Source organism: Legionella qingyii, assembly GCF_003184185.1.
The window spans coordinates 1-23271 of the sequence record NZ_QHJG01000006.1 but is presented as its reverse complement, the minus strand read 5'-3'; the positions used below and the strand labels follow the sequence as shown (position 1 = coordinate 23271).

The following is a 23271-nucleotide window of genomic DNA, read 5'->3' as shown; positions in this document are numbered from 1 at the left end:
CCTTATCGAAAAAACCTAGTGAGTTTTATCCTTTTTAAGGACATCTCTCCAAGCTTGCTCTTCAGATTCGGTTTTGAAAATTTCTGTATCTGACATTTCCGATAAATCTTCTTCTACTTTGTTATGTCTTGGAGTTGGCATGCTACAGGGTTTATTTCGAACTTTATTTACACGCTCCACTGCATGTGGTTGAGGATTCAAATAGATTTTCATATAAGTCCTTTTTAACCATCACTATAAGTATAAGTATAGTTCGTTGTAGACACGATGGAACATAGCGGGCACGGCTAATTCGTTCTTGGTGACCGACTATTGTAGGATGCGACCCTGGCGCCCCATTCCAATAGGTTTTTATTGCAATCATCTTTGTCTAAAATGACCTCAATAAAGCATAAGGCATCCGCTTTTTTAGCCTCTGCGATTGCATCAAGAAGTGTTTGATGCGTAGGGGCCCTAAATGCGCGGGCATTTACTTGTTCCCCATTAAAAGCATCCACTAAATCAGCATAACGCCAATTATTAATCACATTATACGGGCCATCATGAATTTGAACTTCAATCGTATACGAAGCATTATTCATTAAAAAGATAATCGGTTTAAATCCATAACGAATGAGCGTTGAAAGCTCTTGGGCACTCATTTGAAAAGAACCATCACCAATCAAAGCAATAACACGTTTTTTATTATGAAGTGCGGCTTGCATTCCCAGAAGCGCCCCTACAGACCAACCAATAGATCCATACTGCATTTGAATTTCAAACGGGCAATTTTCTGGTAAATTGAGACGCATGCCATTAAACCATGAGTCACCAGTCTCCGCCAACACCCCATAATCACTACTTAGAAGTTTCTGAATTTGCCCAAATAAAAATCGGGTAGTGAGTGGTGAATTCAAATCATCTGGCTCGTTATATAAAGGAGCGGAACCAGCGATTCGTTTGTACGCTTTGAGTGATGCATCATTGAATTTCAATCGCTCCTTTAAGCCATGTAAAAACTCATTCATGTATACTTCGGTATACACTGTTCCTGCGATAGAAACACTCCCATCCGCAATAACAATAAGCTTCTTGGGTTGGATATTACACACATGACCAACCGTCGTATAATCGTTGAAATTTGGTCCTATAAAGAAATACAGGTCACTTGATTCTACAATTTCGCCACATCCAGGAGAGCTGACAGGCCCCCAATAAATGCCAATATAATTGGGATGCTGCTCTGAAACAAATCCCTTGGCATCAGGCATTGCAGCTAAAGCATAGCCGCAGGCTTGGCTTAAGGTTTCGATCATAGAAGTTGCTTCGCAAGGACGAGATTTACTGCCTGCAATCAATACTGGCTTAGTTGCTGCATTAAGTTTAGCAGCGGCATCCTCAATTGCGGCTGCAAGAGATGACGTATCACTCAATTTTTTGACATTAAGCGCCCGTTGCGTTGGCGGAGAAACACTAAGTCCTGCAATATTGCATGCAATTTCAATATAAACGGGTTTTTTCTTTGCAAGCGCAATCGCAATAGCGGTATCAATTTGCATGGGCGCATCACTTGGTCTATGAATAAACACACTATGTGCAGTAATTTTTGCAAAAATTTCGCGAACATAGCTGTAATTTTCGGTCGCCAAAGTATGGTGTAGAATTTCCGCATCTTGTACTGAATTTGTATTTGGTCCCCCTGAAATGACAATGACAGGCAGATTCTCAGCAAAAGCACCAGCAACAGCATTGACCGCACTTAAGCCGCCAACGCTAAAGGTAACAATCAGTGCAGAAACTCCTTTTATACGTGCATAACCATCAGCTGCATAACCTGCATTCAACTCATTACAGCAATTGATCATGTTTAGTGATTTATTTTTTAACAGTTCATCCAATAAGCCCAAATTATAGTCACCAGGAATAGCGAAATAATCGTTCATGCCTAATTCTTGGAGGCGTTGTGCGAGATAAGTACCTACAGTAGCCATAAGGAATCCTTTTCTTTAAATTACTGGTAACGCGTTAAATTTATTATGGCAGCGGGTTGCTCTTTCTTCAAGGAATTCATTGAACACCCACCCCGTAGCAGTAAAACGTAAGGACGTAATTACTATTTTAAATATTCAACAAAATAATCCCAAATTCTACGCCAAACATAAGGATTCATGAAATACAAACCATGGTTTGCATTAGGCACTAATAACATATCAAAATTTTTATCTGCCTTAATTAACGCATCAACAAATTGCAACATGTTGGATGGATGAACATTATCATCCAAATCACCATGAATCAGAAATAATTTACCTTGAAGTTTATCAGCCCGTGGATAATTTGATTGCAGTGTGTAGTCTACATCGTTTGGCATACCCTGATACCGCTCGCCCCAAAAAGCTAAATAACTTCGTAAATCCTGTAATCCGGAAACACAGACCCCTACTCGATAAAAATCAGGATAGTCCAATAAAGCTCGAGTTGCAGCATATCCCCCTGCAGATTGCCCCAAAATTCCGACCCGATTGATATCAATATAAGAATGCTGCTTGGCCAGACTTTTAATGACCGCAACATGATCCTCTAATCCACCTGCACTTTCTAAATGTTGATAGGAGTACTCATGAAATATTTTAGAACGCAAAGGCGTACCTCGCCCATCGATGTTGACAACGATAAAACCTAATTCCGCTACACTTTGAGGCCACCAGCAGCCATAAAGATATTCAGGAGGATCATAACAATACGTTTTAGGAACTCGAGTTAATTGCGGCCCAGGATAAATATCATCAATTATTGGATATTTTTTCTTTGGATCAAAATCAGTAGGGAAATAAATAACACCATAAATATCAGTTTCTCCATCCGCACCTTTTAGGCAAAAAGGCTTAGGCTGTTTATATCCTAAAGAAAAGAGCTGGGAAAAATCAGCCTTTTCTATGGTATCGAGCTCTAGGCCATTCTTATCACGTAGTTTTGTGATTGGAATGGAATCCATAGAAGAATAATAGTCAATAAAATATTCTTGGGATGGTGAGAAGACAATTGAATGATCCGCTGTTTCTGGTGTCAACAATTGCACGTCATTTCCATCCAAGCGGGCACGATATAAATAACGGAAATAGGGATCAACACCCGACTCGTTCCCATTAGCCAAAAAATAAATCCATCGATGTTTCATATCAACATGGAATACTTTGCGAACCATCCATAGACCTTGCGTAATGGGATTTTTTATTTGCCCCGTTTGTAAATCATGTAAATAAAGATGCGCCCAACCGTTATGATCGGATAACCAAATAAATTCATTTGAGGCTTCGAGTATTCGCGTGTAATTTTGCCACAAAATTAATTGACTGGGTTCGAGATACCCTTTGGACTTTTCGGTAAGGATGACGCGCAGCTTTTGGGTCGCAACATTTAATTCGCATAAAGAAAGTTGATGATTACCTCGTTCTTCTTTCAAAAGAAATATTTTTGTACTGTCTTCATTCCACCAGACATAACCTGCTTCAATTGGAGAACCCACCAATGCGGGCATCAAAGGAGGCATGTCGATTTCGTACAGCTTCTTTTCCCTGACATCAACCCAACATAATTTAATTTCTGGAATGATTTCATCACCTAAAAAAGGAATATGCGCCTCAAAAACCTGGGGACGAAAAGAACCATCTTCAGGAGCATGTTGTAATAATGCCAATTTTTTTACATGTTCTTGATTGCATCGAAAAGTTACAATTTTTTGTGAATCAGGAGACCAAATAGCCATAGGCGGTAGTACTGTTTGAGTACGACGCAGCGTTAATGAAGTTAAATTAGTATCAGGGGAAGCTGCATATGCATTCGTTACTGTGCCATCTGTAGTAAGCTGATATTCTTTATTTTCGTCAAATGAAAAAAGAAATAAATTATGCTCCTTACTGTATAAATCCCAACGCTCATCTGGTGAGCGAACTCTTGGAACAATAGGAATGGGTAAAAGTCCCCATAATTCCATGATCGTGGGGCATCGAGTCATAGCAGCCGTTTTTTTTGCCTCAGGAATACGCGAGAGCACCTGCGTTGTTCGATCATATTGAAAAATAAATTGCTCAATATGCAATTGCAAAATGTGTTCGTCAAAAAAATCAATTTGATTGATTGGCAAGGCAAAAGCCTTGATTTCCCGATTTAACTGTTTAGCAACTGTTGCTGCCACTACTTTGTGGTCAAAAGCGAGCTCCTTGGTTTTGCTTTGTAGATTAAAAATTAAATATTCATAACCTTCACTCGTATCATGCCGATAGCAAATACGCTTATCATCGGGGGACCACGCAATTGAAGGTTGAAGGTTTTTTAGCAAACCAACAACATTTTGCGGAAGAAATTTTTTTGCCCGCTCATAACGCTTTTCCCGATCTTTTTCCATAATCATGCCTATTGCTTTTGACTTTGCTGCATTTTGATGATCATGTCGTCTAAATCACTATAGACCCAAGCTTCAGCGATTTGATGATTACTATCCAAGCGAAAAATAGTAATGCCACTATAAAATACAGGGATACCTGTTGCGGGAATTCCCAAAAACTCATGCTGATGGGTACCCAGGCCATGCCAGCGCGTTACGACTTTATCACCACTCACGATCAGATCATCAATAGAGTGCATCAGATCCGGAAAAGCGTGATACCATTGCGGTAGCGCTTCTTTAAAATTCTGTAAATTGGCTGCTTGTTCATAGCTAAAGTGAATTACGGTTTTTGCAGAAAAGAGCTCATCTGCCAGGGCAGCCCTTTGCTGATTCCACAACTCATCAAAAACTCTTCTCACTGTTTTTTCTATTGCTGTGTCTGTCATGTTCTTTCATTCCTTGCTCAATAGCCCGTCAGAATACCAATATCTTAAGCGGCTGGATTCTGCGGGGTATTCGTTAATTCCTTAGTTTGATTTTTATATGCTTTAACTTTTTCGATTTGATTAAATATATATTCATGTTTATTTACTAAAGTAGAGTACAATTTGGAATTAAGCAATGCAGCAATATCAAAATCTATTAATCGTTCTATTGCGTGTTCATTTTTTAAAACAACAAGCGGAATTATTGCTGCGAAGAACCACACTCAACAAAGTTCCTCCTCGCGAATCCTCCTATTTGGTTTTTGTTTGCATATCCTGCTCAGATAATTTCTGTACTTCCTGCATCCATTCAGAAAGTGCATGTTGTAAGGATTCATTTCCTGACATCAAATAAACGTGCGTATTAATTCCCGCAGTTCCATTTGTAGAACAAGCACCCTCTACTAATAAAGCTTTGGCTATGGCATCGTCTTCTGAATATTTCTGAGCTGGCGGCGCATTTGCATCAATAAGAATCCACTTATCTCGTTTCGGCTCAAAGGAAACAGTAATCCCATGACGCGGCCCATGTCCAATTATAGCTAAGCCTATAGGATTTATGGAGCAGGTTTACTCAGCATACTAGTTGCAGCAAGAGCACCCACCGTAGTAAATCCTAGTGCTAATGCCGGTTTAAAAAAACTAAACTGATTTGTTTTTTTCTCTGAATCTACTTTGGGGTCTTCGAGCATTGTTGGACCTTGTGGCGGGCTTGCATTCACAATCATTCCTTTACGTGCCTTAATCGCTACTTTGGAAAAAAGGATGTTATCCTTTTTGGCTTCCATGATGTAATCACCTGGTGGAACATTGATGAAGGCAACCCCACCATCCAGTGACGTCGATGTTAATTTTTTGACAAAAGGATTTGTTTTGTGAACTATCGGAAAAATCCCAAAATAAAATGTTCTTACATCCACTTTAGGTGATAAAGTCACGGTAACACCTTCAACTCCTTGCGGGATGTCATCCATGGTGGTATTGGGTGGTGTAACTGTTGCAGCAATTTGACATGCTTGCGGGTCTTCAATTTCCCCCATTGCGAAAGAAAGAAATCTATAGGCCATATTTGAAGGAACTTGAAATGAAATATTTTTTAGGAAATTCGCATCGTTGATTCCCTCGGGCGGAACAATTAAAGTCGCTGTTTGTATTGTCTTATATCCGGTCCAAAACGATCCAGATTTCTCAAAAACCAAGGTAATCGGTTCTCCAACGGGCCACGCGAAGGGTCCAAACTTTCCCGAAGAATCCGTCTTAAATTTTAACTGCTCGTGTTCAAGAACCGTAATTGTTGCTTCTGCAATCGGCCAACCGGATATAAATGAACGGGCAAATCCAGATACCAATGCTGTTTTCATAATAAATTCCTTTTAAAAGCGCGTCCCCACCAATAATCACTCAGTACTCTTAATGGGTTCTGGAAAAAATAGAAAGCCATAATGCATGAATTAAGGGATAATCTATAACAAACTAATCGACTTACGGAAGTAACGTAATGTGATATAGAAAAAAGTAGACCCGATACACGCAAGTGCTGCCAGCTGCGGCCATATGATATCTAAACCAGCCCCCCGGAACAACACCGATTGCGCCAGCATAACAAAATGAGTGATGGGTGCTGCGAGCATGATGGTACGTACCAACTCAGGCATATTTTCTCTTGGTGTCATACCTCCAGAGAGCATCTCCAGAGGTATAATAACCAGGATCAGTAATAAACCGAATTGTGGCATGGAGCGGGCTATAGTTCCCATAAAAATACCCATGGATGTTGTCGCAAATAAATTCATCGCACTTCCTAATAAAAATAAAGGGATGGAACCTTCAATAGGAATGGCAAGTAACTGATGCACCACGATGACCAGAGAGAATGAACTGACTACTAATACCACCAAGCCCATAGCACAAAGTTTACTGGTCATGATTTCAAATGGAGTAATAGGCATCACCAACAAATGCTCAATCGTCCCATGCTCACGCTCACGCAGTAGTGCGGCTCCTGTAAGGACAATTGAAAGCATGGTCACATTATTAATGATTTCCATAACGGCCCCAAACCAAGTTTTACTTAACGTAGGATTGAAGCGAACCCTCAACACTAAATCTACTGGAGGAATGACAATTTCGCGATAATGTCTTAAAAACTCACTGACTTCCCCATTAATCATGGTTTGAATATAACCCGAGCCGACAAATGCTTGACTCATGCGTGTTGCATCGACATTTAATTGAATAGAGGGTTTACGGCCAGCCAATAAGTCACGTTGAAAATTGGGGGGGATATCCAGGGTAAAAGTATAAGTCCCAGAATTCATTCCAGAATCCATCTCGGTCAAATTAATGAGCACGGGTCGAGTAAATTGTGGCGGATAAAATGAATCGGTAATCCTTTGTGATAGAGGAGATTGATCTTCATCGACTATGGCTATAGGTGTTTTATTCAGTGTTTCAGGTAACGCCGTTGCAGCCGCATAAACAGAAACAGTAAATGCAAAAATAATTAATATCAGCATAATCGGATCACGTAACATGCCCCGTAATTCCTTAACTGCCAGATAGACTATATTACTTATAGCCATTTTACTGCTCCTGTTTCTTGATAAAGCACAAACAAAGGGCCATTAATATGGGTACTGCAAGTAATAACGAAAAAAGAGCACCATGTAATTCATTAAAACCCAATCCCTTGGAAAAAATGCCTCGTGATATATTCAGAAAATAAGTCACGGGATAAATTTGGCCAATCAAAGCTCCTAATCCTTCAAGAGAGGATACAGGTTCCAATATACCTGAAAACTGCGTTGCGGGAAGAATAGTAAGGATTGCCGTACCAAAAATTGCGGCAATCTGGCTGTGCATAAAAGTAGAAATTAAAAATCCCATCGATGTCGCGATGACGACATAAATAAAAGCTGCCATCAGAAAGGTTAAAAAACTACCGCTAATAGGCACTTTGAAAAAGAATACAGAAAGTGCAACCAACGAGAGGAAATTAAATAAGGCAAGGCCGATATAAGGCAGTAATTTACCAAGCAGGAACTCCATTTTAGTAACTGGAGTGACATATAAGTTGATAATGGAACCCAATTCTTTTTCGCGCACTACAGCAAGTGCCGTTAATATGGAGGGAATCAGCATTAAAAGTAAGGGGATCATCGCAGGAACCATAGCCGGTAAACTCTTCACATCAGGATTGTAACGGAACCGTGTTTCTATATTGAAGTAATTCTGCAGATCATTTTTTTTGAATTCAGGCAGGTTATTCGCCAGCCAATGCTGATGTAATCCCAGAATATAGTTTCTTGCCGTTTCCGCACGCTGGGGCATGACGCCTTCGACCCAAGCGCCTATTTGGACTTCCCTGCCTCGTTTGATATCACGGGCAAAACCATTGGGTATTTCGAGTGCCAGATTCAGTTCCCCCGAACGCATTCTTTTGTCTAATTGGTTATAATTTATAACCGGCGGATACTCACTAAAATAGCGTGAGCCCGCAATATCAAGCACATAATTTTGGCTGGTAGTACTTTGATCGCGATCCCACACAGCAAAAGATAGATTTTCAACATCCAGATTTATACCGTAACTCATGATGATCATGAGAATGACACTACCTAAAAAAGCCATAATCGCACGAATAGGCTCACGAATCAGTTCTAGTGTTTCCCGCCGGCAATAACTGTACATACGTCGGATATCAAACGCTATATTTCTTTGATTTTGTTTTGCGAGCAGAAAGGAGCGTTGATTTGTCCTGTTTGTTGATGAAGTAATTTGGCTCGTGGACTCTTCTTTTCGAGCCTCCTCAAGGTAACAGATAAAGGCATCTTCGAGGGTTTTGGTTTTTTTTATTTTAATCAGATTGGCTGGTTTATCACTGACTAATACTTTTCCCGCATGCATCAAAGAGATGCGATCACAGCGTTCTGCTTCATTCATAAAATGAGTGGAAATGAAGATGGTGACCCGATCCTGGCGGGACAAATCAATCATTAATTGCCAAAACAAATCACGTGCCAAAGGATCAACACCAGAGGTGGGCTCATCCAAAATTAAAATTTCCGGCTGATGGAGTACCGCAACTGCTAATGACAGTCTTTGCTTGTACCCTAGCGGCAAAGAATTAGGGTATTCATTAAGAACATCGGTTAAATAAAAACGGTTTACCAAGCGATTAATGTGCGCATGGACCTGTTCCTTGGGTAAATGGAACAAGCGAGCATGCAGTAATAAATTTTGAAAAACCGTCAGTTCTGCATATAACGAAAAGGATTGCGACATATATCCAATTTGTCGACGTATATTAAGATCATGAGCATCAACTGTTTTACCCAAAAGCCATACTTGCCCCGCACTTATTGGTAATAATCCAGTCAGCATCTTCATGACCGTTGTTTTACCACAACCATTGGACCCTAAAAAACCAAAAATCTCTCCTCGCTCAATACGAAAATTTACTGAGTCTACCGCGGTAAAATTACCAAATTTTTTGGTCAGGCCATTAGCTTCAATAGCAATTTCAGCAAACTCTTGCTGTAACCGTGGTTCAATTACTACCTTTTGATGATGCATTTGTTGTTCTTTGGGCAACAGGGCAATAAAGGCTTCTTCCAAGGTAGAAGTCTGAGTATGTGCCAACAACCGATTATGGGTTCCTGTTGCTAAAATGCCTCCATCATTCATCGCGACCAACCAATCAAATTGTGCCGCTTCCTCCATATAGGCAGTAGCTACCAGAACACTCATTTGCGGTTTATCTTGACGAATGACATTGATTAATTCCCAGAACTGACGTCGAGATAAAGGGTCAACACCGGTAGTAGGCTCATCTAAAATTAACAAATCAGGTGAATGAATCAGGGCGCAACATAAACCCAGTTTTTGTTTCATTCCACCAGATAATTTGCTTACTGGCCGATCTTTAAATGGCAATAGCCCGGTATTGGTTAACAATCGCGTAATATAGTATTCACGTTCTCTGCGCTCATGACCAAATAAGCGCCCAAAGAAATCAATGTTTTCAAAAACTGAAAGTGAAGAATAAAGGTTTTTTCCTAATCCTTGGGGCATGTAAGCAATGCGTGTGCATACGGCGTTACGATGAGAAGCACTCTTCATATCGCCGCCTAAAACTATGACCGTTCCTTGCTGAATCGCACGTGCCCCTGCAATTAAGGAAAGCAAGCTCGATTTACCTACCCCATCCGGACCAATAAATCCAACCATACAACTGGCAGGAATATTCAGGTTGATTTGCTTAAGTGCTTGCGTCTTACCAAACCATAGGCTCACATTATCAATTATTCCAATTCGTTTGGCATTATCTTCGCTCATTTGGCACATTCACTTGTAAATTGGCAGGCCATTTACTTTTAGGATTCAACTGGACATAAGCCATACCAGGTAACCCTGTTTTTACAGCATGGATGTATTTTTTTAGTAGTTCTGGAGCGATTCGTGCTTTAACACGAAACATCAGTTTTTGCCGCTCACTTGCTGTTTCAACAGTTTTGGGGGTAAATTGGGCAACATCCGCGACAAAAGTCACTTTTGCCGGGATTACATATTGAGGAATCGCATCAAGCACCAGATGTACGGCTGCACCTATCTGCACTCTTCCAGCTTGTTCTGTGGGCAGAAAAAAAACCATATACACATTGGTTAAATCGACCATATTTAATACTTTGCCCCCAGCAGCCAGTACTTCTCCTGGCTGAGCAACACGAAATTGGATCCGTCCATCAATTGGTGCAACCAAGGTGCTGTCTTTAATATCCACTTTCAGTCGCTCGATTGTCGCAGCAGCTGCATCAACGGATAATTCTGCACCATTAACTTGCGCTTCTGCGGTTGCAATCATTGCATCTTTTTCAGCAACCTGAGCATTGGCTGCTTTAAATACGGCCTCAGCACTATAAAAAAGCGCATTTGCTTCATCGAGACTATCTACTGAAGCAGCTCCTTTGGCGACCAGCTTTTGCACGCGAGACAACCGATTTCTTGCCAAACTTAACTCAGCTTGACGTTGAGCTACCGTAGCCTGAGCCACTTCCTTTTCATTTTTTCGTTGGATAACCTGGTGCTTGGCACTAATCACATTGCTTTGAGCTTCTTTATATTTGGCTTGCGCTTCACGAAGTTGCGCCTCAAGGGAATCGGTATCCATTTTGGCAAGCACCTGGCCTGTTTTGACGAAATCCCCTTCGTCAACGTAGATGGTTTTTATCCGCCCAGCAATTTTAGTATCAATATCAACTTCTATCGCTTCAATTCGTCCATTCCCACTGGCAAAATCACTTCCTAACGCCTTAGGTTGGAAATAATGCCAAAGTAGAAATAAAAGGATAGCTAAAATGATTACAGCCATTCCCAACAACTGTTTTGACTTCTTGTCCTGTATCATTTTATCAGCCCCTCATAGGCTATTTATTTTCATCAGGACTTACGCCCCCCATCTCTTCGTTAAAAAATGTTTTTAATTCGGTCATTTAGTATATCTAAACTTCCTCATTAAAAACATTTTTTGCCTCGACCTTGGCGTTTTTCGTAAGTCCTGTTCATATCAACATCAAGCGTCTGTTTTAATTTTACGCCCAACCCGCCTTAGTAGGTAAAGAGCGTTCAATTCAAGTTAATTTTAATATATTTCAATAAGTTTAGTTATTGAATAAAACAAATACCAGAGGCAATAAAAATTAATTGTCAATGCAACCTACCTTGGCAATAATGACATGCAGGCTCAAATTGCAGCTTTATATCTGGGCTCATCATCAACACTATCTCTTAACTGAGGAATGTTTTCTGCGGGTTGGAATAAAGCAAATTGTCTTCTTGAAAAATCGGGTTGCGCAGGCATCATATTAGGGAATTGCAAAAGTTTGCAATAATGGGCGGTAAGCAACATGCTTTCTTCAAGATTTAAATTGTTATCTTCATACCATCGAACTAAGGCATCATTATACTCAGCGCAATTTAATTGATAATCATCAGGTAAAAATTTTCCTAAATGCGGAACCGCCTTAAGATTTTCCCTAAAGAATTTGGTAATTTCTTTCTGGAAAGCATCATGTCCAGGGTTATGAATATCTGAAACCATATCAAACGAACAAACATGTTTTCCGTCGGCGTGTTGGGTAATAGAGACACCACCATTCATTCCCTGTAAATAGCGTAAATACATCCCCGAAGTGATGGGAAAATAATCGCGCTCACTGTACTCATGTAATGTTGTAAATACCTTTTCCAGAGCGATGACTACTTCATGACAATCTTCGCTCACTTCAAATAATAAGCCTGTGTCTTCAACATTTCCGGGATAACCTGTCTGATGATGAACTGAATCATACCAGCGTGATACAGAAGTCTCATTTTTGCTCCCAATCACAAGAGGAAGAACTATATATTGTGCAAATTGGGGAATCACATGCGGAAATTGGCACAAGAAATTGCTGACTTTCAGATAATCATAAATTCTCGTTTCCATTTCCTGTCTTACATGCGTTAAGGGCGTACGAGCATTTTGATCCTCACAGTTTTTTTCAACAGGACGCCAACGATAAACGCAGACATTTTTATAAGCTCGATTGGTCAACTCATCAGCTTGATAAGTGGGCATAATATAGATACTGGTATAAGGATCGCGCTCGAATAAACCCTGCTTTATTTCGTCAATTAATTGCGCAACACTCATGACTTCTTTATTGCATTCTAATTTTTGCGCTTCAATACATTGAACTTCAGCACTTAAAACAAAACCGAATAAACCTTGATGGCCTGAACATATGGTCTCAAAATCAGGATGGGAACTATCAATGGTTACAATCTCTCCATTTGGCAGACAGAGTGTCATCGATTTGATAAGGCCGGCTACACCGGGCTGATCTTTTCCAGTACCAATACCGCTGTTAGCGGCTAAACCAATAAATGAAATGTATGGATTTAAACTGGACGTCGGTAACGTAAGATTATATTGGTCATAGAGTTGTTGATTTATTTCGCCAACTTGCATACTGGCACCAATGGTAACAACCTGCCCCTCCTTATCAACCCCTTTAATTTCCGTAAATTCTTTCCCTACTAAACGAATTACAATATCAGCGTCTTCCACTCCATGTACCGAATAGGATTCACTGTATTTCTTTCCTCGACCTCCTGCAGCAGGCCTTACTAAAGTACGATCTGCAGGATCTTTCTTTTTATTTAAAGCAGTAATGAACTGCAAAACCTTGCTTAATGATTCAGTATCATCAATATCCAATACCAGAGCATCTTTATTTTGTCTAAATTTCGAATAATTAGTCCATCCGGTCGATGATTTAATATTTAACTGATTTGATCGAATAAAACGTATCAGTTCCTCACGCTCTTGTTGCGACAATGCCATCTTGTAACTCCTGTGTGTTTGGTTGGTCAAATATTATAACAAGTGCGCATTAAGAAAAGCTTAGCTGTTTTAATGAACTGCTTTCATGTTGACTCAAATCCCCATCCGGTTGAATTTCTTCGACTTCCATATCAGCGCGGATTCGCTCAGCGAAATTTCTCGAAAGAGGTTCTCCTGTAGCTGTTTGTGGTTTGATTGCGTCTACAGAAGAGAAAAAAAGCTTTTTATGCACAAGCGTGCTAACTTGTCGCCAGGAAGTTCTTCGTGTTTTCTTTAAGTCTGTAGATTTATCCACCAGTGACTGTTGCTGATTCAACTGCATTATCTTACTCTGATAATATACGGGACATAGTGCCCCCATAAGATTTTGTTTGACGTAGAAGGTTTTATTCACTTCAATAATTCGATCAATTGTTTTTTCAAGCTGCTCAATCAACTGTCGTATTTTGTCATGATCCTCTTTTAATTTGAGCTGCTCTGCGGAAAGCTCTTCGGCCTCATTCAACTCCTTGACTGCTTTATTTAAATTTTCTATGTATCTACTAAAATAAGAAATTAATCGATTCGCCAATTGAATGGGGGGATGGATTTGCCCTTTATAAATAACTGCAGGGATCAAATTATTGTTTAAAAAATTTTGGTTCAGATGATCCAAGATAAACTGCCAATCTTTACTTGGTTCATCCAGATTCAACACATCCCCTTTTCTTGGCTGAATTCTAAGAGAAGCTAAATATAAGTCGTCCTCACTGATTTCAAGACAATTATTTAAAAAATCCTGCAGGTCAGTGGTATTACGGCTGTATTTATTATTTAACAAGGTTTTGATTTCGAGAACCCTCATCAAAATCCCACCAACTGCTTCAAAACGGCTTAAAGGATAATGATTTCCATCAGTAGCAAAAGTAACATCAGTTAAAATAATACCTAAAAATGGCAAGGTCGTTCGATAAAGTCGATAAACTTCGCGCATCCATTTTGAATTTGATTCCTTGCTAACCATATGCTCCAATTCAGCAAGTGCTTTTCTTTCTTTGGACGATAAAAGTTCAAATGAATTGGATAATCGTAAAATATTATTATTATTCAATACGCTACAAATTAGCATCAGGTGGTTTAAATCAGGGTATTTTTCACCATCTAAAAGACAAAGCTCATGAGCCAACTCCAGCATGAATTGTAATGCATTTTTAATATTGTTACTTGGCTGACTCAATATTTTCTTCACAAAATAAGCGCTTAACTTGTTAAAAAATTGAGTTGACTTATCTATGTGTGGTGCATTTTTTTTAGATTCCGCTTTTGCCCACTCGCCGCCACCAAATTCTTTTATAAGTACGTTTTGATAAAAGTTGATCGTAAGAATACGCATTTCTTGAGCAAGCCGTTTTACCTCATACTCTCGCTCGCCTTTTTTCAAATCCATTGCGCGATCAATTAACCGATCAAAAGACTCTTGTGAGACTTCATATTCGGCAAGTCGTTGCGTTATTTGTTGATAGTTGCTTAATGCCGGTACATTAAAAACATCCAAATTATTTTCAATTAATGCCTCAAAAAGAGCATTAATTTGCATCCCCAATAAACCTAAACCAAACTCCTTATCAACATTATATTTGAAGAAGAGTTTCATTTGTAAAAAGACCAAGGAATCAGGAGTTATCCCTTCAATACACTGATAGGTAAATAATTGCCAAACAACATAATTAGCGACAATCTTCTGATGATAATCGAGATTTTTATATAATCGTCTCAGATTAATGAGGATGGTTATCAAATCATAAAAGCTCAGCAAACCTAAAGCTCTATGAGCGATTCGTTCAAAATCAAATTCACGTATTGATTCTGGTGTTTCCTTGCAGGCTGTCAATAATTTGAGAGCATTAGCAAGAGATTCTTTGTCAGAAATGGCAATCTCTTTTGATTCAGGGAGCGTTAAATTATTGCTGAGCAGCAAAGAAGAAAACTCCTTGAATAATTGAAAATTTCTATTTTGAATTTGTTTAGATTGAGCAGTCACAATCGAACATGAAGAAGACAGAATACTCAGCAGCACCTCTTGAACTGTGGCGGCTGAAAACTCACTGAAATCCAGAGCTTCACTTAAATGATATTTACCAAATCGCCTACAAACTCGTTCGAATAACGCCTGATAAGACGAATCCTTTTCTTGATGGGCAGCTAATAGCTTCTTGAGATAAGGAGTTAATGAATAAGGTTTTGTGGGTTTCCTATTAAGAACTTCCGTTTCCTCTTGCTCTTCCCCTGGGTCAAAATTAAGTACACGCCAGTTGATTTCTTGTAATTTGAATGATGGACTGGAAGAATCGACGCTATCTGGAGAAGCTAAACTATCTGATGAATTACTTCGGGAAGACATCAAAGGAAATGACTCATGAAAACTATCAAAAGCGCTCGAATTAGAACTACTTGGACGATTACGTAAATCAAGTAATTGAATTTTTGACAAATCAATACTAAGTATTGCCTGCCTTATCGCAGGATTGCCAAGAGCTAATTCTGGGGCTGTTTTATCATTAGCATTCTTTATTGAACGCTTTGTTTGCTTATGGTTAAGAAGAATGTTGACCGCCCAGAGTTGATCGAAAATAACCGCATCATGAAAAGGGGTATTTTCACTTCTATTCTGGGTATTGACCATTTCAGGGAAATGCTTAAGCAAAACATTCAAAGTATCTTGATTTTCTCCTCCATTGCGTACTGCGAAATGCAATAGAGTATTACCTAGTCGATCAGCTCTTTGCGCAACTGATTTTCGTTGCTCATCGGATAACAATTTATCAAGAACCTTCGTTTTGTTTTTTAATACTAGAAGATGAAAAATATTGCGTTCAAAAATATAAGTTCTTTCGATTAATTGAGGGTCTTTACTGAACCATAAATCCAGCTTTTTTAGGATCACGTCTTGATCGCTTTCTGTCGAAATCAATCTTAGTATTTTTTTTGTTCTCATTTGTCCACATCCTGTTTTATCTAAATACTACCTAATTACATTAACATGGCCCAATTTTAACCTTTATCAGATGTAAATATATATACAGAGTGTTGGATTGTTCACATAAATCTTAAAATATGATTATTAAACAATAAGATGCAGCGAAAATTTATAATTGACAACCCTGAAGAAAAAGTTGAATCTGAGTTGTAGAGCTTTCTTAATGTACTTGTCTTTTAAAGATTATTTGGAACTAAATCGCGATGGCAAATTTAAAAAAAATTATTTTCTTCTCCTTATATTTCTTCTTAAGTATCACCTATGGCCAATCGCAAGAACGTAATGAAATCCTAGTTAATTATAATTATTTAGGAACCTTTTCTAAAGAGATGGCGCAAGTAGCATTAAAAAAAATGCATCCACTTGATGCACTTGAAGCCAATTACGATGTAACTCTTTATAAAATCAACTATAAAACCCCAGCTCCTGATGGCCATATCACCACGGCCTCAGGCTTGGTGGCTGTACCTCATATAAACGATACACTAGGAATTGTCAGCTATCAGCATGGAACACGTTTCAACCATGAGGATGCACCTTCGAAGATGAAGGAAGGGGATGCGATTTATCCGGCTTTATTTTCCAGCCATGGTGGCTATCTAACCGTTATGCCGGATTATCTTGGCTTTGGAGACAACGAACTTCCACTTCATCCTTACGTACAATATGAAACCCTGGCCAGTAGCAGTATGAATATGCTGTTAGCCGCCAAGCAGCTAGCCAAAATAATAAAAATTGATCTTAATGACCAGCTCTATATTGGTGGTTATTCAGAAGGAGGATTTTCCTCTTTAGTACTGTTTGAGTTACTGACCACCCAGTATCCCGATATACCAGTTACTGCTGTTGCTTTAGGCTCCGCGCCTTACGACTGGAATGAAACCATGCAATTTATTATGCGCAATCCGGGGCCTCGAGCCACCGCATATTTAGCGTACTTTTTCTATTCGCTACAAACCTATAAAAACTATTGGCTCGATTTAAATCAGCTATTTGTCAGTCCTTATCATGCTACTATTCCTGAATTATTTGATGGGCACCATTCCACTAAGGAAATACTGAATGCTCTGCCGCAAAACCCAGCATTAATTTTTCAACCCGAATTTTTTGATGCCATATTGAATCATACAGAAGACAATTCAGAGAAACTGAAAAACTATTTCAATCATTATAGTTTTTCGCCAACAGCACCTTTATTGCTTGTTGGCACCAAGGGGGATACAGACGTTCCTTATCATGGGGCAGAAATAGCCTATGAACAGTTTAAGAAATCGGGCAGTGCTGTCTTTATTAAATCAGTAAGTGATACCCTCGATCATCGCGATGCTAGCCCCTATGTCTTTTATGAAATGCTCCAGTTCTTTAAGCGATTTCACCCTGAATAAGAATTAAAGATCCCTTCTCCCCTTGGGGAGAAAGTGCCCACTAACAAACTGTCGTTCCTGCGAAGGTGGGAACCCATATCTGACAAGGCGTAGTGCCAAATTTAAGAATAGATTCCCGCCTTCGCGGGAATGACAAGAATCCTTACCTTAATGGTCGCGCCCTTTCCCCTCGCCCGTAAACGGGGGAGGGATTTGTTCTTTAACTTAATAGAGTATCGCTCACGGACTTTGTTAAGTTCTTCCCGCCATAACACCCCCGTCAACATTGATGATTTCCCCAGTGATCCAGCTTGATTTGTCGGACAACAGGAATTCAATGGCATTCGCCACATCAGTGGCTTTGCCTACCCTGCCAATCGGGTGGAAGCTATTGAAATCCTGCAGCGATACTTCAATTTGATCTTCCTTGATGAATGACTTATAGATGGGTGTTACGACCACTGCAGGGGCTACCGCATTCACTCTGATGTTATGATCCGCAAGCTCCATGGCTAAATGTTGGGTGAATGAATGAAGACCCGCCTTTTGCATCGAATAGGCCGAGGAAGGCGTTGCCTTGACTGCTTGATGCGCCCACATGGAGCCAATATTAACTATTGCGCCACCTCCCTCGTGCTTCATCTTCTCTGCAACTGCTTGCGTAATAAAGAAAAATGCTTTGTTGAGGTTTACTTGTAGATCATAATCCTCTTCTGTATGGTCTAAAAAACTTATGGGTTTAAAATAGCCAGCTGCATTAATAAGATATTTTATTTTGCGCGTCTCATTTTTTATGTTCATAACCAATTGTGCGACCTGAGCATTATCATAAAGATCAGTAACTAACTCTTCGACTTTGCCTCCTACCCGTCTTATTTCATTGGCAGCATGCTTCAACTTGTGCTCACTTCTTCCCGTGATGAGTAAATCAAGTTCACTTGCGGCTAGTTTTTTTGCTGCTTCCAATCCCATACCACTAGAGCCACCTATAATAATGGCTAAATTATGATGTAACATGTCCCTCACCTTTTAGTTAGTAAACTATCTGTTCTGCTGAGTATGGGAGATATATAATCTTAAAAAAAGTAAGTACTTAGTGGTACAGTAGGTACTTATTGGTACTGATTATTGAATTATTTGAAGAACGCGTTGAACGAAAAAAAAACCTTAAAAGCAGCAACTATGGTTGAGACAATATACGGTTGTAAGTGGTCTCTTACCATCTATTCTCTTTTGCGAGATGGAATCAATCGTCCCGGGGAAATGGTTCGCCGTGTCGAAGGGCTCACCACTAAGGTTTTAAATCAATGTCTTAGAAAAAATCTTGAATTTGGCATCCTTGGTAAAACAACGTTTCACGAACTTCCACCTAGGGTTGAGTATTTCGTTACCCCATTTGGAGAAAAATTTCTAAAGATTCTCGATGAAATCGAAGAACTCAATCGTTCGCTTGAACCTTAGCGAGCCCTCCTAAGAACCTTAATTTATTTTAATGTACAAGAAAGGGGACCGTTATCCAGTTGCAATTCATTGCCGCCAGAATCCGTCATAAATTGGCCAATATAAGCTTGTTTTTGTTTATTGAATTGTGCTGAAAAGAAAATCCGTGGGCGATCTTTCTCATCTTGATCCATCGCGAGGAGCAGTAAATTATCAGCTCGCAGGCTGAACCGAGTAACATTCACTGGATAATCAAAATCAATTTTGGGTAAATCCCCAATTTTATTGGGTTGCGCAAAGGAAATAGCATCTTCTATTCCTTGCATATGGCAGACAACTGTCTTTTGCGCAGCCGATGCAGCACCACAGCCAACCAGAATCAGTAGCAATGATAAACCAAGACGTTTCATTAACAATGAACTCCCATCCTTAGGGCTTAGCCTTCTCCTTAATAAGGAATAATACCTTAGTCGGTATCACTTCACCAGTGACGTGCGAGGGATATCAATCGTTCGCCCTATTTTCTTCGCTCATATTCTGTTATGGATTCCCGCTTAAAAAATTTGACTTCGTTTGTCGCTTCAAGCGGGCGGGAACGACACGCTCATTTTAGGTAGAAACCGAAAAACTTTATTCGCAAGGGGTATAATTTGCCAACCGTATCTGTAAGCTGGAGGAACCAAATACGGTTGGATCTGAGTATTAATTTATGAAATTAAGCAACTACCAATACTAGGCTTAGGAAGACAGGTTTCAGAGTCTCCTTGAGTCCCATCTTGGACTGGTCGCCCTCTTCCTTGCTCTGGAATCACAGGCGCTACAACCGGCGCTGTGCGTTCCTGGGTGATTCCATTTTGAGTCTCTGCAAATAATCCGTGAGCTCTTGGTGCAGCAAGCTTCTCAGCAGATTTAGGCTCCTGGTTTTCCACAGTAGTTATCTCCTTTTCTTTTGCCATGGAGCTTGAGCCAACATGTCGATTTGTAGTGTTCTCTGGCAATGATTTGGCTCGTTCCCTGAAAAACTGTCCGTGTAACTCACCTACTTGAACTAAGGGAGAAGTATTTTTGTGCGACCTAAATCGGTTCATATGAACATAGGCACAAACCATATCAAGCAATTCCGTGGGCAACACAGCCAATTGATTTTCATCTTTATCTTCATGTTGTTCGAAAATCGGAAAAAATAGTTCTTGCTTACGATTACGATTGACGCGTTCAGATGCAAACACCCTTTCTATAATTTGTTGTTTTAATGCATAAGCCGCTGGGAAATATTGAATGTCATCAACAGTCAACCAGAAAGCTTTAAATTTTTGCGAAGGATCAATATCAAAGGGATCGAATGGTACGCATGCCTCCAAAGATATGTTCCCATAATGCGCTAAATTAATTGAAAAAGCAGGTTTTAGTTTGTGGCGTTCAAAATCAATCACTTCAAATTTTGGAAAATCACTTCCCTTAGGGCAAAAAGTAATCAACAAATCACCCAGTTTTACTTTCTTTTCATCAAATTCATTGCCTTCCAGGATAACAAAATCTTCTTCTCCATATAAATATCGATCTAACTCGTTCCATTTTATTTTTTGCAGTAATCTGATATTAAACTTATAGCCATTAAATACCTCACTTGCATAATATCTCGCTTCATCATCCGTTTGTTGTTTATCTCGAGGATAATCGACTAAAATTGGCGAATAAGAAGGATAAAAATTAAAAAAAGCCGGATATGTAGTATAAAGCATATGCCACATTTCAGGGCTAATACCGAGCGCGTTGGCAACCTTGAGACCATTATTTAGCTCAGGGTATTTTTTAATACAATCCACCAATAAGCGGCATTGCCGCATATAGGCCTGAACGTTAATCTGTTTCCGTTTTGGAAGCCAGCTTGGCCTTTTTTCTTCAGCTTCGTCCGTTCCGTGTAGCATCCCCAAAATTCGCTCAAGAATCTCCTTTGCCTCGTTTTTCAACGGATGATCTGCAATGTCCTGTATAGGTTGTGCGGAGGTCATTTTTTCTTTTAATTTCTGGCAGGCATTTTGGAATGGGAATACCCCTACAATCAGCTCGCCTGGATCAATCTCTGCTAAAGCAACATCCAGCAAGTCGATTTTTTCTCTTAAACTGTGTTCGGTGGAGAGCTCAAGATGCTGCGCAATTTCTGCTAACATGTGTTCTTGTAGTTTACGCTTGCTACCAGAAGAATGATTTGCAATGCTTTGTACAAATTGAGCTAACACAGCGCTTAATTCTTCCGGGCTATTTAGGGCACCCGCAGGCAATAATTTCGCACCGCGAATATAGGCCCATTCAAAATCTATTCCTTCTAAATTCATTGCCGACAGATCCATACCATCACAATTCACGCAATGTAACTGCACGCCGCCCAGTTTCGCATCGGTAAAATCAGCACCGAACAATAGAGCACTGTTCAGGTTCACTCCAGCAAGAAAAGCCCCACTAAAATTGGTCCCTCGAAGGTCAGCTTCTCTAAAGTTTATGCCTCTTAGATTAAGATAAGAAAAGTCCACACCGGAGAAGTGCCCAACACTAAAATTGGCCCCAGCCAAAACATTAACAAATTGATTTGGATGTAGTTTCAGGTGCTCCAATAAATTAGCGCGATGAGCCATCGCTTTATTCGCAATGCCCTCCGTTGGCCAACTAAAGTATCTTATATATATATCATCAATTGCACGAATTTCTTCTGAAGCAGCACGAATCAGTTCCAAGTGGTTCTTGGTGGCTTCATCTAAGGGCAGTTCCTGCATGGCCTCTGTTAAGTTAGCGGGTAAGACGTTGCAATCGCGGGTGAGCGTATAGCAAATAGTTTCTTCGGCAGTGAGAGGCTCATTTGCCAGGACTTTGCGCTTTAGCTCTTGATAACGTGGGGTTCGCTGATAAAACGCTGTAAACTGATGGCCAGCAATTCCATCCGCATGGCTTAAGTAATCGATGATAAAATACGGTCGGGTTATCATTTCTAGTGTGGCATCAACTACTGCGGTTTTTGATTTAGCCATCCATCGGGCATTAAGCAAATCCTGTGGCGGTAAGTGGCGTAGAATCGACATCATCATTTCGTCAGGAAGTGAAAAAAAAGGATTGTCTTGATTGATATCTTTAACATCTTCTGTTACATCAAGTGCCTTACTCGGTGCGGCCGCAACAGCTGAAACTGCCTTTTCATCAACATCATGCAATTGCACTCCAGATAGCTGATGAAGAATCTGTTGCAAGTGCTCCTGAAGCACCCGCACTTCGACGAGAATACTCTGATCATGATAGCGCCGCTCTTCATCTCGGTCATTAATATGCGACGTCACCTCGTTTATATGCTCCAGCAACACAGGAAGACACTTAAAAAATTGCGTTAACTCATGTTCAAATGAATCGCCTAAAGCACTGGATTTGCCCGTAGCAAGCAATTGCATCGCATGACTGAGTAGCCTTAGCTCGGATTCAATACCATCCCATTTTTGGATTAATTCATTAAGTACGGGTTGTAACTCGAACACCGCGGTTACGTATTGGTTGGTACGTTCTGTTGTCGCATAAATATCTTCATGTGTGTCTTTGGGAAATGTATAGTGATGGAAGAATTCATTAAGAACATTTAAATGTTCTAGCAATCCTTTTGCCTCTTCTTTTGCTTTTTGTTCTGCAAATTGTCGTGCACGTTCTGCTCTTATCAGCGCTATTTGTTCTTGTTGATTCTGATCGTGTTTGTCGTTCATGGGATACCTACTTAAAAATTAATAATGAGCTCAGCCAAAATGCTGCACCTGTTAAGTAATTCGAGATAAAAAATTGCTGCTCCCAGGAAATCTTGCTCAATTCGCTGTAGGTATTATTTGATTATGTTTAAGAAAGGTGATGAAAAAGGTTTGATCAAAACGTAAAGCAACACACATAGTGCTTTTGTCGTAGGTTTTTATTATTGGATTGTTTTGAGCACACTGATAACTTAAAAAATCTATCTCAACATAATTTCAGCTTATTGATTTAAGATTGCCTAAGTTGTATCAGTCCTCCGCTCATACAGATATTAAACCATTTGATACTTATCTGTATGAATAGCTCATTAATTGACGCCATTGTATCGTTCAATTCTTAAGGAAATATTAAATAAATCAGGCGATGGATCATTTTTCAGGGCGATTTCATCAAAGTTTAAAAACCAATCACTTTTCTTAAGTATTGAGTAGAAAGAG

16 protein-coding genes are annotated in these 23271 nt (G+C 39.7%); 2 read left to right on the top strand and 14 right to left on the bottom strand.

Annotated elements, in window-relative coordinates:
* Nucleotides 1-15 precede the first annotated feature (15 nt).
* The 11 genes from DGG96_RS04650 to DGG96_RS04600 all read right to left on the bottom strand — a co-directional run bounded on the left by DGG96_RS04650 (nucleotide 16) and on the right by DGG96_RS04600 (nucleotide 16211).
* Nucleotides 16-213: a hypothetical protein gene (locus DGG96_RS04650; protein ID WP_110141794.1), complete on the bottom strand. Its 198-nt coding sequence runs from the start codon at nucleotides 211-213 to the stop codon at nucleotides 16-18.
* Nucleotides 214-287: 74 nt separating this feature from the next.
* The gene (locus tag DGG96_RS04645) at nucleotides 288-1970 is read right to left on the bottom strand and encodes a thiamine pyrophosphate-binding protein (protein WP_110141793.1); all 1683 of its coding nucleotides are present in this window, start codon (nucleotides 1968-1970) and stop codon (nucleotides 288-290) included.
* Between the two features lie 122 nt (nucleotides 1971-2092).
* Nucleotides 2093-4390, bottom strand: coding sequence for a S9 family peptidase (locus DGG96_RS04640; protein WP_240610431.1), 2298 nt, complete (start codon nucleotides 4388-4390; stop codon nucleotides 2093-2095).
* Nucleotides 4391-4392: 2 nt separating this feature from the next.
* Nucleotides 4393-4812: an ester cyclase gene (locus DGG96_RS04635; protein WP_110141792.1), complete on the bottom strand. Its 420-nt coding sequence runs from the start codon at nucleotides 4810-4812 to the stop codon at nucleotides 4393-4395.
* Between the two features lie 44 nt (nucleotides 4813-4856).
* Nucleotides 4857-5075, bottom strand: coding sequence for a hypothetical protein (locus DGG96_RS04630; protein ID WP_110141791.1), 219 nt, complete (start codon nucleotides 5073-5075; stop codon nucleotides 4857-4859).
* Between the two features lie 333 nt (nucleotides 5076-5408).
* Nucleotides 5409-6212, bottom strand: coding sequence for a carboxypeptidase regulatory-like domain-containing protein (locus DGG96_RS04625; protein WP_233590517.1), 804 nt, complete (start codon nucleotides 6210-6212; stop codon nucleotides 5409-5411).
* Between the two features lie 102 nt (nucleotides 6213-6314).
* A complete protein-coding gene (locus DGG96_RS04620; RefSeq protein ID WP_110141789.1) occupies nucleotides 6315-7433 on the bottom strand; it encodes an ABC transporter permease in 1119 nt (372 codons plus the stop codon).
* A 1-nt stretch (nucleotide 7434) separates the two neighbouring features.
* Nucleotides 7435-10188 (bottom strand): ribosome-associated ATPase/putative transporter RbbA, encoded by a 2754-nt coding sequence (rbbA, locus tag DGG96_RS04615; RefSeq protein ID WP_110141788.1) that lies wholly within the window; start codon nucleotides 10186-10188, stop codon nucleotides 7435-7437.
* Nucleotides 10175-11257, bottom strand: coding sequence for an HlyD family secretion protein (locus DGG96_RS04610; RefSeq protein ID WP_110141787.1), 1083 nt, complete (start codon nucleotides 11255-11257; stop codon nucleotides 10175-10177). The genes rbbA and DGG96_RS04610 overlap by 14 nt, the downstream gene beginning before the upstream one ends.
* 336 nt (nucleotides 11258-11593) lie before the next feature.
* Nucleotides 11594-13237 (bottom strand): FAD-binding protein, encoded by a 1644-nt coding sequence (locus tag DGG96_RS04605; protein ID WP_110141786.1) that lies wholly within the window; start codon nucleotides 13235-13237, stop codon nucleotides 11594-11596.
* 49 nt (nucleotides 13238-13286) lie between these two features.
* On the bottom strand, nucleotides 13287-16211 hold the full coding sequence (locus DGG96_RS04600; RefSeq protein ID WP_110141785.1) for a RasGEF domain-containing protein: 2925 nt from the start codon (nucleotides 16209-16211) through the stop codon (nucleotides 13287-13289).
* A 245-nt stretch (nucleotides 16212-16456) separates the two neighbouring features.
* Between DGG96_RS04600 and DGG96_RS04595 the strand changes: the two genes are divergently transcribed.
* Entirely contained in the window at nucleotides 16457-17638 is a 1182-nt protein-coding gene (locus DGG96_RS04595; RefSeq protein WP_165831578.1) for an alpha/beta hydrolase family protein, read from the top strand.
* Between the two features lie 231 nt (nucleotides 17639-17869).
* Here the strand turns inward: DGG96_RS04595 and DGG96_RS04590 are convergent, their stop codons facing one another.
* The gene (locus tag DGG96_RS04590; protein WP_110141783.1) at nucleotides 17870-18634 is read right to left on the bottom strand and encodes an SDR family NAD(P)-dependent oxidoreductase; all 765 of its coding nucleotides are present in this window, start codon (nucleotides 18632-18634) and stop codon (nucleotides 17870-17872) included.
* Between the two features lie 132 nt (nucleotides 18635-18766).
* On the opposite strand from DGG96_RS04590, the gene DGG96_RS04585 reads away from it, so the two are divergent.
* The gene (locus DGG96_RS04585; RefSeq protein WP_240610429.1) at nucleotides 18767-19078 is read left to right on the top strand and encodes a winged helix-turn-helix transcriptional regulator; all 312 of its coding nucleotides are present in this window, start codon (nucleotides 18767-18769) and stop codon (nucleotides 19076-19078) included.
* 23 nt (nucleotides 19079-19101) lie between these two features.
* On the opposite strand, the gene DGG96_RS04580 is transcribed toward DGG96_RS04585, so the two are convergent.
* Both DGG96_RS04580 and DGG96_RS04575 read right to left on the bottom strand, forming a co-directional pair.
* A complete protein-coding gene (locus DGG96_RS04580; protein ID WP_110141782.1) occupies nucleotides 19102-19467 on the bottom strand; it encodes a hypothetical protein in 366 nt (121 codons plus the stop codon).
* 297 nt (nucleotides 19468-19764) lie between these two features.
* On the bottom strand, nucleotides 19765-22794 hold the full coding sequence (locus DGG96_RS04575; protein WP_110141781.1) for a pentapeptide repeat-containing protein: 3030 nt from the start codon (nucleotides 22792-22794) through the stop codon (nucleotides 19765-19767).
* Nucleotides 22795-23271: the final 477 nt, after the last annotated feature.